Raw genomic sequence first — 14674 nt, forward strand, 5'->3', positions numbered from 1 at the left:
AGCCGGGAGGCGGAGAGAACATGCATAAGCTGTTAAGTAATCGTAGGACAATCTTCGCGCTGGTCGCGCCGGGACTATTCCTGTTTGTATTCATGGTGTGCTTTCCTATTATAATGAGCGCCTATTACGGCATGACGGATTGGCGGGGGATTGGCTCTTACCAATTCGTAGGCCTTGATAATTATATGAAGATTCTGTTCGATGACCCCGTATTCTGGCGGTCGCTCATGAACGCGCTGCTGCTGCTGGCGGCGACGCTGCTGCTGCAACATCCCATTGCCCTGTTATTCTCGATATTCGTCACGAATGCAGGCAGATTCGAGAAGCTGTTCCGTACGATTTTCTTTATCCCTGCAGTTATTTCGATCGTCGTTACCTCGAAGATGTGGGTTAGCGTCTTCCATCCCAACTATGGCGTGCTGAACAAATTTCTGACGGCTATCGGGCTGGAGAATTTGAAGCAGGACTGGCTAGGCGATCCGAACATTGCGATCTGGTGCGTGATCTTCGTCATTATGTGGCAGGGCTTCGGCTATGCGCTTCTGCTCTATTATGCCGGACTTCAAGGCATTCCAAAGGATCTCTATGAAGCCGCGGAGCTCGACGGCGCAGGCCGATTCAAGCTGTATACAAAGGTGGTCATTCCGCTTCTGAGGCCAATGGTCCGCGTAGCAGTCGTTATTGCGGTGACAGCTTGCCTCAAGCAGATGGAGACGATCTTCCTCATGACGAACGGCGGACCGATCAATACGACGCAATTCGTCGGCAACTATCTCTATAAAACGGCATTTACGTCTTCCCTGTACGGCTATGGCAATGCGATTTCGGTCATCTTCGTCATCGTCTGTCTGATCATTACTGTCGTTATGAACCGCGCATTCAAAAAAGACGTAGGCGAATTTTAAGGGAGGAGACCGAAACCATGGTAAGAAAAATAACGCTGCACACGCTGCTATGGATTGTCGCGCTGCTCCAGCTCTTCCCGCTCATCTGGCTTATTAACTATTCGTTTCTGAAGAGCGGCGATTTCTTTGGCAGCAGTATTCTGAAGTGGCCGGAGCAGTTCGAATGGTCCAACTATATCCATGCGTTCACGTACGGAAGCGTACCGAAGTTCCTGTGGAACAGCGCGTTTATTACAACCGCGGCTATTCTTGCGGCTGCCGTCCTGTCTCTGATGCTCAGCTATGCATTCACGCGCATGGAGTGGAAGCTGCGGGGTGTCACGATGGCATTCATCATGCTGGGCATGATCGTGCCGATTCATGCGACGCTGCTGCCGAACTTTATCCTGTTTAACTGGATTGATCTGCTCGACAATCCTCTGTCGCTGATTTTGCCTTATATCGCGTTCTCCTTGCCGATCAGCATGCTGATTATTTCGGGATTCCTGGAGACAATTCCGAAGAGCATCGAGGAATCTGCGGTGATGGACGGCTGCTCCGTCTATGGCGTTATCTTCCGCATTATTATGCCGATGACGAAGCCTGCCTTAGCGACCGCTTGCATCATGAATTTCATCAGCTGGTGGAATGAGTTTATTATGGCGAACACGTTCCTGACCTCGGAGACATTCAAGACGCTGCCGTTCTCGATTATGAAGTTTGCAGGGCAATATTCGTCCAACTATGGCGCGCAGTTCGCCGTTATGACGATGATTGCTTTGCCTACCGTCATTATCTATCTGATGTTCACAGAGCAGATGTCGCGCGGCATAACGGCCGGTGCTGTCAAGGGCTGATGGCTACATTGCGAGCAAGAGAAGCGTGCCTGCAAAGATCCATGCCAGAATGGCAAACAGGATAGCGGCTAGAAATTTTTGTCCATCGTATTTGTCCTTGAACAGCATATCCAGAAACAGATAGGAGAAAAGGAATGCGATAAGCGGAGTTCCGAACAAAGCGGACACAAAAATAATGGCTTCCATGAAGAGTCCTTCTTTCTTTATAAAAAATGGTTATTACTTATCGTAATTGGAAATGAAATTGCTGTCCATGTCGACAGCATAATGATGTGGCATTAAATTGTTAGTTGACAATTTAATGCCATTTTTTTATCCGATTTTGTTGAGGCATAAGAGCGTTGAATTACGATACTTTTCGTTGAAACCGGGAGTAGTTTCGCCTCTGCCCTCCTTTTACAATGAATGTAACTTAGCTGGCGGGGGGACGTGCAAGATGCGAAGAGAAACGATAGCAACAGCTGCGGCAAGGGCTGCTGTCTCCCATAAGGAGAAGCCTTTGTGGAAGCGCTTCATCATGCAATGGCAAGTGCATGTGATGATATTCCCGGCGTTAATTTTCATTCTGATTTTCAACTATTTCCCGATGTACGGCGTGCTTATGGCGTTCCAGGATTACAATTTGTTCGGAGGATTTTTCGGCAGTAAGTGGGCGGGAATGAAGCACTTCGAAGCTTTCTTCAACTCGCCGGATTTCTTCAGGGTTATGCGCAATACGATCGTTATAAGCTTGCTCAAGCTATGCATTGGATTCCCTGCTCCTATTCTCCTCGCGCTTATGCTTAATGAGGTCAGGAACATGGTGTTTAAGCGGATTATCCAGACGATCAGCTATTTGCCCCACTTCCTGTCATGGGTCATTGTCTCCGGCTTCGTGATTTCGTTGCTGTCGGTCGACAACGGCAGTCTGAATATGCTGCTTGGCAAGCTTGGATTAATCGACAAGCCGCTCAACTTCCTCTCCTTGCCGGAATACTTCTGGGCCATTATTGTCACGACGAATGTGTGGAAGGAAGTCGGCTTTGCAACGATCGTCTATCTGGCGGCGATCGCCGGTGTTGACCAAAGCATGTACGAGGCGGCTTCGATTGACGGCGCAAGCAAGCTGAAGCAAATCTTTCTGATCACACTTCCATCTATTATGCCGGTTATTATCATCTTCTTGATACTGAATATCGGCAGCCTGCTGAATGCAGGATTCGATGATCTGCTCTTGCTGGGCAACAGTGCAATGCTCCGGGATGTCGCGGATGTCATCGACACCTACGCATACCGTGTCGGCATTATCAACAACCGCTTCTCTTATGCGGCAGCGGTCGGATTGTTCAAGGCCGTCATTAGCGTAGGGCTTCTGACCTTAGCCAACTTTCTGGCTAGAAGGGCGGGTACAAGCTTATGGTAAAGCAGGCGACACATATAGGGAAAGCGGTGAGACAGCATGAAGCTTAGCGCAGGAGACAAAACGCTGCATGTCGGGATCTATATCTTACTGGTCATTCTAGGTTTCCTGACGCTGTATCCATTCTGGAACTCGGCAGTTATCTCCTTCAATCTGGGGCTGGATACGGCCAAGGGCGGCATTACGTTCTGGCCGAGACAGTTTACACTGGACAACTACGCGATCGTCTTTCAGGACACGCGAATCGTGCAGGCATTCTACGTATCGGTCTTAAGGACGCTGGCAGGCACCCTCCTGTCTATCCTGTTCACTTCGCTGTTCGCTTACGGCATGTCGATCAAGGGCATCGTGTTCAAAAAATTCTACATGGTGTTCGCTGTCATCACGATGTACTTCAGCGGCGGACTCATTCCCTTCTATCTCGTCAACCGCGAGCTGGGGCTGATGAACACCTTCTGGGTCATGGTCATTCCGACGGTCATCAGCGTGTACAACATGATCATCTTCAGAACCTTCTTCATGGGCTTGCCGAACGGGCTGGAAGAATCGGCCCGCATAGACGGCTGCAGCACCTTCGGCGTCTACTTCCGAATCGTATTGCCGCTCTCTGGACCTGTTATCGCAACGCTGTCGCTGTTCACGGCGGTCTATCATTGGAACGATTGGTTTACGGCTACGATCTTTATCAACAAGACGGAGCTGTTCCCGATCCAGACGATGCTTCAGCAGATCTTGAACTCCAATATTATGACGGAGCAGCTGTCGATGGCAACCAAAGGCAATGCCGCAGCGGCGGATGCAATGAGCCGCATGCAGAGCGTCACGACCAAGTCGCTTACGATGGCGACGATGATGGTCGCGACGCTGCCGATCATCCTGGTGTATCCTTTCGTCCAGCGCTTCTTCGTCAAGGGTGTGCTGATCGGTTCGCTGAAAGAGTAGGCAGTAAAATGGTATTCTACTTTGCCGAACGGCGGAGATGAATATAGATTGAAAATCATTAGGGGAGGCTTATCTGGATGAAGAAGTCAAAGAAACTGCTGTCCGGCGTATTCACGCTGGCGCTGGCAGGTGCGTTAGCCCTATCCGGCTGCTCGGGCAACAAGGCGCCTGCTGCGACGCCGGGAGCGAACACGGGCGGGGATAAAGGGAATCAAACGGATCTGGCGAGCGACGGATTCCAATTCGGCGAGACACCGTTCAAGTTCACGTATTATGTCAATTACGACTGGTGGACAACTGAGCCATGGGGCGCCAGCCCGAACAGCAAGTGGGTACAGGACAATCTCCACATTACGGTCGAGCCGATCCAGTCCGGCGGCGCTGCGGCACAGAAGCTGAGCACGATGATCGCATCCAAGGAATTGCCTGACGCCATGATGATGGACCGCGGTCCCGATGTGGAGCGGCTTCGCCAGGCAGGCGCACTAGTGCCGCTTGACGACTTTATCGACAAGTACCCGAATTTGAAGAAATGGGCCGGCGAAGAGACGCTGAACATGCTGAGATCGCCGGACGGCAAAATCTATCAGTTTCCGAACTGGTTCACAGCTGCGCCGACAGGCAATGACGGCTGGTTCGTCAACAAGAAGATATACGAAGAGCTTGGCAGACCGAAGCTGGAGACATTCGACGACCTGCATGCTTATCTGAAAAAAGTACAGGAGACGCATCCTGACCTCATTCCGCTGGAGGTTGGCCGCGAAGGTCAGGGCGTTGAAGTGATGTTCGCAGGTTTTGCGAATGACCATCCTAGCCAATTTAGTTATATGAAGGCCTTCACACAAGGCGACAAGCTGGTGACGATCTACGATAACGACGCATACAAGGAAACAATGACGTTCGCAAGCCAGCTGTTTCGCGAGGGACTCATTACACAAGACGCACTTACGCAGAAGGAAGACCAGGTGAAGGAAAAGCTGGCAACAGGCAGAGTAGCCGTATTTGTCGGCGGCAACGCGACAAATCTGGGACGCGAAGGCCATAACGCACTGAGAAGCTCCGATCCGACAGCAGGCTACGAATTTATTTGGCCGCTGGCGAAGCCGGGCGTAGACAAAAACAAAATCTATCCGAACGGCTATAATGCGCTCGGCTGGAACGTCAACGTGATCACGACAAACGCCGAAAATCCGGAGGCGATCTTCGCTTATCTGGATTGGATGACGGGCGAAGAAGGACAGCGTATTATGTTCTTCGGCCCTCCGGGATCGTACTGGGATGAAGTGGACGGGGAAGGCGCACCGGTTCCGAACGATAAGTGGTTCTCCACGCCGCAGGAAGAGAAGGACAAGGAGAAGCTGGAAGCTTACGTATGGGCTGGCAATGCGACATACGTCGATACGACCAAGTCCAAGATCGAAGCGAACCTGCCGGAAGAGCAGCGCAACTGGGGCGCGGTTGCCCAGCTTAACGTCGCATGGAAAACATCGCATAACAATACGCAATTCAACAATATCGATCCGGCTCCTGACACAGACGAAGGCATTATCCTTCAGCAAGTGAATGATATTGCGAAGGAATACTTCGGCAAGATGCTGTTCGCCAAAAACGACAGCGAGGTGCTGAGCCTGATTGAGTCCGCGAAAAAGGAAACGAACAGCCTCGGCTACGATCAAGTGCTCGACTTCAGAACGAAAGTATGGCAAGAGAATCTTGCCAAGATGAGCGGCAAATAAGATGGATCGACCCATAGCAAGAGGATATACGGCGACGTATATCCTCTTCTTGGGCTTTTTTGTCCCATTCTGTTCGAAAGGCGGGAGAGTTAATGTACAGAGTCGTGCTAGTAGATGACGAGGAGCTGGAGCTGACCGGCATTCAGAAGCTTGTGCCATGGAAGGAGCTCCATATGGAGGTAAAAGCCGCTTGTCCGGACGGATTCTCAGCTCTGCATTACTTGGAGGAGAACGAGGCCGATATTCTGGTGTCGGATATTCGAATGCCGATCATGTCCGGTCTGGAGCTGGCGAGCAAAGCCCAACGGCTTCATCCCAATCTGAAAATCCTGTTCATCAGCGGATACGAGGACTTCCAATATGCGAAGCAAGCGTTATCGATGAAGGCGAGCGGGTATGTCCTGAAGCCGATTAATGACGACGAGCTGCTGGGGGCGCTGCAATCGGTCCGTTCCGCTCTCGACGGGGAGAATCGCCAGCAGCAGCGCGAGCAGTCCATTCAGCAGTCGATGGTGTATTTGAAGAACGAGCTGCTGGAGCGTTGCCTGGAAGGGACGCCTGACCGGGATGCGGTCATCGAACTGATGGCGCAGTTCCGCCTCGGCGTACAGGTTGGCCGTCTGAGAGCGGCAATCATCGAGATGGAGGACAAGGATTGGCGTACAGAAAATCAATATTCGGAAGCGGCTCAGGCGGAGCAGCTGGTTGCGCTCACGTCGCTATGCTCAAGGAACGGGATGGAGATGTACTGCCGCCTGTCCGCTCGGCGGCTTGCTGTCGTAATGGAAGAATCGCATGGGATGATAATCTTGGAGCGGATGATAGAGGAGCTGTCTGCAAGCCATCACGCAACTTTGACGATTGGGTTGGGGCAGCCGGTAGATGAGCTCGAGCAGCTTCATTTGTCTTATGAAGAAGCCGGCAAGGCGCTTGCCATGAAGATGTTCCAGGGGAAAGGGAAAATCATCGCCTATTCGGCAACTAAGGAAGAAGCGCAGGAGAGCGCGCTGAATATCCAGGCAACGGTAGATGCCTTGTTCGCGGCGATGACGCAATATGAGCTTGTTCGAATCGTTGATTGTATGGAGGAGCTGTTCCAGCAGGTCAAAAATATTAAAAACCCGTCGGCGGTGCGCAACTATTCCTTTTTTGTCATCAGCCGGCTTGACGCTTATTTGAATAGCTTGAATGAAAGCTTGTTAACTGACCAGAACGGATTTGCGCTCGACAAGCTGTTCGACTTCGAGACGATCGACGATATTCACTTCTGGCTAAGGCGCAAAATCTTCGAGCTGTCCGAGCAACTTCACAATAAGAGGCAGCGGAAAAACGTCAAGCTGATCGGCCAAATCCAAAGCTATATCGATCAGCGGCTGGGGGAGAGCATTTCGCTCAAGGAGGTCGCGCAGGCCTTTTCGTTTTCTCCTAATTATTTGGGCCATCTTTTTAAGGAGGAGACGGGCGAGCTGTTCAGCGATTATCTGATGCGGGGGCGCATGGAGCTGGCCAAACGGCTGCTGGCCGATACGGGCATGAAGGTGTATGAAGTGGCCGACCGGGTAGGCTCCGGCACGCTTGCCCACTTCGGCAAGCAGTTCAAGGACTATACCGGGATGACGCCGGGCGAATACCGCAAGCATCTCTAATATCTTTGCGCGAGGAGGCATATGCCGTGAAGAAGAAGCCGATGCTGCCGTTCGGATATAAACTAATGGTCTCCTACTTGATGATGGCTCTGATTCCGGTCATGATCATCGGGTATTACGCCTATACGACTTCGGTCAAGTCGATCAGAGAACAAGCGGCTTCCTCCATTGAGGGAACGCTGCAGCAGACGAAGGAAAATGTGATGTATCGCTTTCAACTGCTCAGCCGCACATCGGATCAAATCTATTGGGACTACGCGCTGCAAGAGGATTTGAGATTAAGGAACAATGGCTGGGCCATCTACAATACGACGATCAAATCCATCGAACCGAAGCTGCAAAATGCGGTCAATCTGACGCCGCATCAAGCGCTGCTGCGGTTCTATATCAGCAATGAGGAGTTCCCGGAAATGTACGCGCTGCATATGCCGGGCGCCGATCCGCTGCAACGGATGGAAACGTTCGAGCTGCTCCATTTGAGCCGAATTAAGGACAAATATTGGTACAGCACGCTGCCAAGCGTGGATGATGGGGAGATTGACCAGTCTCAATACTGGCTGCAGGTAGAAGAGGACCGTATCGTAGGCAACCTGTCGTTAATGAGACGCGTATACGATTATCAAAACCGCAATCAGATCGGCTTCATCCGGGTCGTGACCAAAATCAATCAGCTGCTGAGCGGCGTGCATTACGAAAAGCTTGGCGAGAATAGCGCCGTCATTGTGCTGGACGAGTGGAACGAGGTCATCTATGCCTCGGCGCCTAACAAGCAAGACTATCCGCTGCTGAAAAAGTGGAATCCGGATTGGGAGAAGGGCAACTTGTCCATCCGGCAGCAGCTCCCGGATATTGACTGGACGCTGGTCGCTCTCGTCCCGGATGAGCAATTGGAGAAGCAGATTGGCAAAGTGAAGCTGATGACGATTCTAATCTGCATCGGCAGCTTTATTATGCTGGCGGTTATCAGCTTGGTTGTATCGAAGTTTTTGACCGTGCGCATATCGAAAATCATTCAATCGCTTAATGCGTTCCGGGAAGGCCGATTCAACAAGCGGATTCAATATAGCGGCAACGATGAATTCTATTATATCGCCGAAGCATTCAACGAGATGGGCGGTTATATCAACACGCTGATCAAGGAAGTATATGTCGTGCAGATGGAGAAGAAAGGCGCAGAGCTGAAGGCGCTTCAGGCTCAGATCAACCCGCATTTCCTGTATAACACGTTATCCTCGATCAGCAGGCTAGGCAAGCTGGGCGAGATCGGCAAGCTGGACCAGATGGTGATGGGGCTGGCGAAGTTTTACCGGTTGACGCTGAACAACGGCAAATTTATTATCCCGGCGCAGTTGGAGATCGAGCAGGCGCAAGCCTATATTGCTATCCAGCAGATCAAATACGGCAGCCGCTTGAACGTCATGTTCGACATTAGCGCCGAAGTATACGGTTATCGGACGGTTAAGCTGATCCTGCAGCCCTTTATCGAAAATGTGCTGGAGCATGCTCTCTATCAGCCCCGTATCCATATCAAGGTATGTGCCAATGTAGAGCAGGGCCAGCTTGTCTTCCTTATCGTCGACGACGGCATCGGGATGAAGGCGGAGAAAGTAAGCAGCATTTGGTCCGATGACGACACCCGGATCGGATACGGGATTCGCAACGTCGACGACCGGATCAAGCTGCACTACGGACAGCAATATGGCGTTACGATCGGAAGCGTATACGGCGGCGGGACGTCGGTCCGCATCACTGTTCCGCTCAGTAGACAAGACGAGACGGCTTGAAAAGCGCACGCCCTTCCTTCATGATGAAAGAAAGATACAGGGAAATGGAGGAAGGCGCAATGGATGAAATTAGAGGATTGGGCACTCGAGCAGCGCATGCGCGGCTGATACTGGAGAGCTACCGCCGCATGACGGGGAAAGAGCTGCTCCAGCTTAAGCCGGGTGAAGATGAGGCGAAAGCCATCGAGGAATCGTCCATCGTTATTCTGTCGCATGATACGGAGAAGGACCCTGTGCTGAACTATGGCAATTGCATGGCCTTGCAGCTATGGGAGATGGATTGGGAGACGTTCACCAGCACGCCGTCGCGCTTGACCGCCGAGCCGCTGGAGCGGGAGGAGCGGGCGCGGTTCATGAGCCAGGTAACGGCTGATGGCTATGTAGATGAATATACCGGTGTCCGGATATCCAGCACGGGCAAACGATTCTATATTATGAATGCTACTGTATGGAATTTGGTTGATGGAGACGGTACATATAGAGGACAAGCAGCCGCATTCTCCGATTACCGGCGATTGTAGGAGGCGGCGATGAGCATACAGATTGGGCTTGCAGGCTGGGGTGACCATGACTCCCTGTACCCGGAGGGCACGAAGCCGGGCGAGAAGCTGAATGTATACGGCAGCCACTTTCCGGTGGTGGAGGTGGACAGCACCTTCTATGCGATACAGCCGCAGGAGCGATTCGCTGCATGGGTGAACGGGACGCCGGACACCTTGCAGTTCGTCGTCAAGGCGTATCAGGGCATGACGGGCCATCAGCGCGGCCCGGCGGCTGCAAAGGATGATCCCGACGAGATGGCTGAAGCCTTCCGCCGGATGCTTGTGCCGGTGCTGGCTAGCGGCAGGCTGACCGCGGCGCTGTTCCAATATCCGCCCTGGTTCGATTGCACCAGCGCCAAGGTTAGACAGCTGCGCGAGATGAAGCGCAGAATGGAGGGTATTCCATGCGCGCTGGAATTCCGGCATCAGAGCTGGTTCGAGCCGGGGATGAAGGAGCGGACGCTTGAATTCATGCGGGAGGAAGGCTGGATTCACAGCATCTGCGACGAGCCCCAGGCAGGCATTGGTAGCATCCCGACCATACTGGAGGCGACGGACAAAGACACGTCCATTGTCCGATTCCACGGACGCAACGCGGCGAACTGGAACAACGGCGGCGGCCCGAACTGGCGGGAGGTGCGCTATCTGTACCATTACTCCGACGCGGAGCTTTCGGAATGGAGGGACAAGCTGGAGAGCTTGCTTGAACAGAGCCGCGACATCGCGGTCATCTTCAACAACAACTCCGGCGGACATGCCGCAGGCAACGCCAAGACGATGATGACGATGCTGGGACAAAACAGACCGGATGGAAGGGAGCCTTTCTACTCCCCTCCGCCTGGTCCGGAGCAGTTGGAACTGTTTTGATGTGATGCTTGGCTCTGAAGATTTTGCAGCACGGGAGGGAGCGGAGTGCGGGAATGTTCTGGAGAAACGAAGTGTTCGCCTTTGTAGACGGATTCTTACCCAATGCGAGTTAGGGAAATCAGAAGAATCCGTCTACAACAGCGATCGGAAGAACAATCCCGCGCGCAGCGGTCATGGCGGCTAGCCATCTGCAGTCCACGCCAAGACGATGATGGCGATAGTGGATCAAAAAAGACCGGGCGGAAGGGAGCCAGATGACCCCCTCCGCCGGTCGCGAGCAGTTGGTACTGTTTGAAGCATTAGTTTATATGAATTGGTTTATGAAATCTTGCATCAGAGCTTGAACAAGCGTATCAGTTACTGAACTGTGCTGTCGCAGACAAGCGGAGCGCGGGAATGTTCTGGAGAAACGAAGTGTTCGCCTTTGTAGACGGATTCTTACCTAATGAGGGTTAGGATAATCAGAAGAATCCGTCTACAACAGCGATCGGAAGAACAATCCCGCGCGCAGCGCCCCCTTCGAAGCTATATCAATCGTTTATTTGCCCTCATGCTAATATTTCAACTTCAGCAAACCTCTCTCTTCTACAAAGGTAGAGGTATTGAACAACATCAGCGCATCGTCGATGCCGTTCTGCTCCATATAGTCGCCGATATTGCCGTTGTAGAACCGGATATCGATCATATGGATTTCCTTCACATGGTTCGTCAGAAACGGCAGCATGCTGTGCGCATATGAGTCTTTCACAATGAGCAGCTTATCCAGATCGACTTGCTCAGGTGCAAGGTCTGTAGTTACGGTTACGAGGGCATGCACGCCGCCCTGGAAGTAGCCGTATTTGTCTTTCTTCGCAAGGTAGCTCTCATCGTACAAGCTGTCCTTCGTCGTATCCGTATCGGCAATATACATCTCCGAATGCACCTTGTTTTTCGGTTCATACACCTCAATAGAGTCCGGCTTGGCCGATCCGAATTGCCCTCGCGTATGATAGCTGCCGAGGAACGAATCCGTTACCGTGCGAATATCGAACTCATCTTCCGTCATAGGCGTCCAGCTCATGTCCGAGGCATACGCTTTGTAAGCGAGATAGGCGCCGTATGAAGTCCAGTGATGATCCGTTTTATAAAAGAGCCCGCGGCTATCCTCTGAACGACTCTCTCCCTTAAAGAGGTCAAATCCATTCAGAAACGTCACTTCATTCCCGATCCGATCCGCAATAAAGTCATGCACAATGCCTTGCGGGTATGCGGCAGCCTGCCACGGCAAGCGCTCCGGGTAGACGCCTACCGAGTTCGGCGACAGCAAGAGCTTCACAGCGGCACCGGGATGATTGGCGGCGAACTGCTTAATCGCGTCTGCATAGTTGCCAAGCTCCTCGAAGTTCGGCTCCCCAAATTTTTCGAACAAATAACCGTCTTTCCCCAAATAGATACCGTTGTTTTCCTTCTGCAGCCTGAGCTGCTCCATCATCGATTTTGTCTTGACCCAGTCGGAGCGAAACGGGAAGTGGTCGGTGACGAACAGCTCGGCGTCATCCGAGAATTGCTTCGACCAGAGCCGCTCCCAAGTCAGCTTCGGCGCTTCCTGCAAATTCCGGTTCTCCGTCTCGGAGAACACCGACTTCGGCAGAAGGAAAAACAACGCGGACATGATGCCCAGCAGCGATACAAATCCCCAGGTATAGACCCGGTCAATAACTTTCTTCATAAGCAGCGAACTCCCTCTCGGCTAGAACCGGAAATACAGAAACGGGTTAAAGGTTGCGTCCACCAAATAAGCGACCGATACAAGGAACAACACACCATGCCAGACGAGTGCAACGGCGGGATGGAGCAGCGTGCCGCCTGCCCGGACGCCTCGCGGCCTCTGCATCGATGCGACGAAAAGCAACAGCAGCAGTATAGCGTTTGTGTAGAGCAAATAAATCGTCTGCTGGTCCCAGATCGGGCTGCCGCTAACTCCAAACATCGCGCCAAAGTAGGCGGTCATATCCGGCAGCTTATCGAAGGCGAAAAATACCCAGCCGATCAAAATCAATAACAACGCGTAGCTGTGTCGTATCCATCGCGGCAGCTTCGACAATAGCTCCAGCGCAAACCATTTCTCGATCATCAGCACGAGGCCGAAGTACAATCCCCAGAACAGGAAGTTCCAGCTGGCGCCATGCCAGATGCCGGTCAGCGCCCATACAATCAGGATGTTGCGAAGCTGGATGGTCAGCCCGCGCCTGTTGCCGCCCAGCGGAATATAGACATATTCCCGGAACCAGGTTCCAAGCGAGATATGCCATCTGCGCCAGAAATCCGTAATGCTTTGCGCCGTATACGGCTTGTTGAAGTTTTCGTTGAACCGAAAGCCGAACATCAGTCCTAGGCCGATCGCCATATCGGAATAGCCGCTGAAGTCGAAGTAAATCTGGAATGCAAAGGCGATAATGCCAAGCCAAGCGGTCAACACGGGCATCGTATTCAGATGTCCGGCCGAGATCTCATTCCACAGCATGCCGATATTGTTCGCCAGCAGCACTTTCTTGGCAAGGCCGATCGTGAACCGGCGCACACCCTCTGCGAACATCTCATTGTTCACGAATCTCTCTCGCAGTTGCTCCGCAATCGTGTTGTAGCGAACAATCGGTCCGGCTACCAGCTGCGGGAACAGGGCGACAAAGGCGGCGAAGTCCAGCCAATTGCGCTGTGCCTTCGAGGTGCGGCGGTAGACGTCAATGATGTAGGACATGGACTGAAACGTATAGAACGAGATGCCGATCGGAAGCGGTAGGTCTGTCGGCGGTATGCTTGTGCCGAGCAGCGCGTTCACATTCCCGATCAGGAAATCGGCATATTTGAAAAAACCGAGCACGCCCAGGTTCACAATAATGGATGCCGTCAGGATCCACTTTCTTGACGCTTCGCTCCTCTTCTCCCCGTCCAGTAACAGGCCGAAGACATAATCCGTACATGTCGAGAACAACATGAGCGCAATGTAAATCGGCTCACCCCAAGCATAGAAGATCAGGCTTGCGATGAGCAGAATGACATTCCGGATTCGTTTAGGGGAGAGATGATAGACGAGCAATACCGCTGGCAAAAAGATAAACAGGAATAACAGGCTGCTGAATACCATCGCCTAGTCCGGTATTACTTCACGAGCGTGTTGAATTCGGATACGATATCGTCAGCCGATTCCGAAATGACAAACAGCACGTAGTCGCCTTTTTTCACAACTTGAAAGTTTTTGGCGTTCTCGTATTGATCCTGCAGGTACGTTTCGAATTGCTTCTGAACGTCAGCAGCGCGCTTCTTGACCGCTTCTTCCACAGTCGCGACATCTTTGGCATCCTTCACCCTCAGCACAGCTACCTCATTCGTCTTCACGTTCATAAGCGGCGTCATAATGGAGTAGTCCGCCAAAATTGACGGGTCCAGGTGATACAGGTCCTTCACCATATCGCCTTCAATCGGCGCCTGAGCAGGCTGTTCCACTTTGTTCAGGATCGCATCCACAATGCCTTTTGCCGAATCGGCTGCTGCAGCGCCTTCTCCTGCACCGTCTCCTGCACCTTCATCTTCCTTATTCGCATCGTCACCCGGGTCGGTTTCTCCGCCCGAATTGGAGCCTGTGTTGCTGCCGTCTTGCGATGTATTTGATCCGTTGCCGGCATTGACGTTTTTATCGGTATTGTTTCCTCCGCATGCTGTCAGGGCAACGCCCATAGCTACGACCATCAATAATTGAAGTACTCTTTTTTTCATATTATCCATCTCCTTGGTGTGTATCTGGTTTGTTTGTGAACTCACATTGGTACAAACGACAGGCGTTGTGATAATGTTGCACTCATGCTTCGGCTGGGAATAACTGCTGAAACACTTTTCCGCAGTAATGGTGCACCCTCGAAGGCGCAGGCAAAAATAAATCGCCTAAATGAAAATACGTATTCGATTTTCAGAGCAAACGATGATAAAATGCATAAAAGAGCTATTCCACGCGTTAAAGCGGCGGCATGTAGGAGGAAGGAC

13 protein-coding genes are annotated in these 14674 nt (G+C 52.1%); 9 read left to right on the forward strand and 4 right to left on the reverse strand.

Annotated elements, in window-relative coordinates; genetic code table 11:
• Positions 1 to 20: 20 nt before the first annotated feature.
• Positions 21 to 905: a carbohydrate ABC transporter permease gene (locus D3P07_RS12515; RefSeq protein ID WP_119800546.1), complete on the forward strand. Its 885-nt coding sequence runs from the start codon at positions 21 to 23 to the stop codon at positions 903 to 905.
• Positions 906 to 922: 17 nt separating this feature from the next.
• The gene (locus D3P07_RS12520; protein ID WP_119800547.1) at positions 923 to 1741 is read left to right on the forward strand and encodes a carbohydrate ABC transporter permease; all 819 of its coding nucleotides are present in this window, start codon (positions 923 to 925) and stop codon (positions 1739 to 1741) included.
• Positions 1742 to 1744: 3 nt separating this feature from the next.
• Here the strand turns inward: D3P07_RS12520 and D3P07_RS12525 are convergent, their stop codons facing one another.
• Positions 1745 to 1927: a hypothetical protein gene (locus D3P07_RS12525; protein WP_119800548.1), complete on the reverse strand. Its 183-nt coding sequence runs from the start codon at positions 1925 to 1927 to the stop codon at positions 1745 to 1747.
• A gap of 250 nt (positions 1928 to 2177) precedes the next feature.
• Here D3P07_RS12525 and D3P07_RS12530 point away from each other — a divergent pair, with 250 nt between their 5' ends.
• The 7 genes from D3P07_RS12530 to D3P07_RS12560 all read left to right on the forward strand — a co-directional run bounded on the left by D3P07_RS12530 (position 2178) and on the right by D3P07_RS12560 (position 10657).
• The gene (locus tag D3P07_RS12530; protein WP_119800549.1) at positions 2178 to 3143 is read left to right on the forward strand and encodes an ABC transporter permease; all 966 of its coding nucleotides are present in this window, start codon (positions 2178 to 2180) and stop codon (positions 3141 to 3143) included.
• 36 nt (positions 3144 to 3179) lie between these two features.
• Positions 3180 to 4082 (forward strand): carbohydrate ABC transporter permease, encoded by a 903-nt coding sequence (locus D3P07_RS12535; RefSeq protein WP_119800550.1) that lies wholly within the window; start codon positions 3180 to 3182, stop codon positions 4080 to 4082.
• Between the two features lie 77 nt (positions 4083 to 4159).
• Entirely contained in the window at positions 4160 to 5818 is a 1659-nt protein-coding gene (locus D3P07_RS12540) for an extracellular solute-binding protein (protein ID WP_119800551.1), read from the forward strand.
• A 92-nt stretch (positions 5819 to 5910) separates the two neighbouring features.
• Positions 5911 to 7464, forward strand: a complete 1554-nt coding sequence (locus tag D3P07_RS12545; protein WP_119800552.1) for a response regulator — start codon at positions 5911 to 5913, stop codon at positions 7462 to 7464.
• A gap of 26 nt (positions 7465 to 7490) precedes the next feature.
• Positions 7491 to 9248 (forward strand): sensor histidine kinase, encoded by a 1758-nt coding sequence (locus D3P07_RS12550; RefSeq protein WP_119800553.1) that lies wholly within the window; start codon positions 7491 to 7493, stop codon positions 9246 to 9248.
• Positions 9249 to 9307: 59 nt separating this feature from the next.
• Positions 9308 to 9769 (forward strand): MEKHLA domain-containing protein, encoded by a 462-nt coding sequence (locus tag D3P07_RS12555; protein ID WP_119800554.1) that lies wholly within the window; start codon positions 9308 to 9310, stop codon positions 9767 to 9769.
• 9 nt (positions 9770 to 9778) lie between these two features.
• Positions 9779 to 10657 (forward strand): DUF72 domain-containing protein, encoded by an 879-nt coding sequence (locus D3P07_RS12560; protein WP_119800555.1) that lies wholly within the window; start codon positions 9779 to 9781, stop codon positions 10655 to 10657.
• Positions 10658 to 11210: 553 nt separating this feature from the next.
• On the opposite strand, the gene D3P07_RS12565 is transcribed toward D3P07_RS12560, so the two are convergent.
• From D3P07_RS12565 to D3P07_RS12575, 3 genes are read right to left on the reverse strand one after another with little or no spacing between them, the layout of a single operon-like run.
• On the reverse strand, positions 11211 to 12365 hold the full coding sequence (locus D3P07_RS12565; RefSeq protein WP_119800556.1) for a DHHW family protein: 1155 nt from the start codon (positions 12363 to 12365) through the stop codon (positions 11211 to 11213).
• Positions 12366 to 12386: 21 nt separating this feature from the next.
• A complete protein-coding gene (locus D3P07_RS12570) occupies positions 12387 to 13781 on the reverse strand; it encodes an MBOAT family O-acyltransferase (protein ID WP_119800557.1) in 1395 nt (464 codons plus the stop codon).
• 14 nt (positions 13782 to 13795) lie between these two features.
• Positions 13796 to 14410, reverse strand: coding sequence for a DUF4358 domain-containing protein (locus tag D3P07_RS12575; protein ID WP_259391470.1), 615 nt, complete (start codon positions 14408 to 14410; stop codon positions 13796 to 13798).
• Positions 14411 to 14674: the final 264 nt, after the last annotated feature.

This window comes from Paenibacillus sp. 1011MAR3C5, assembly GCF_003591485.1.
GTDB lineage: Bacteria > Bacillota > Bacilli > Paenibacillales > Paenibacillaceae > Pristimantibacillus.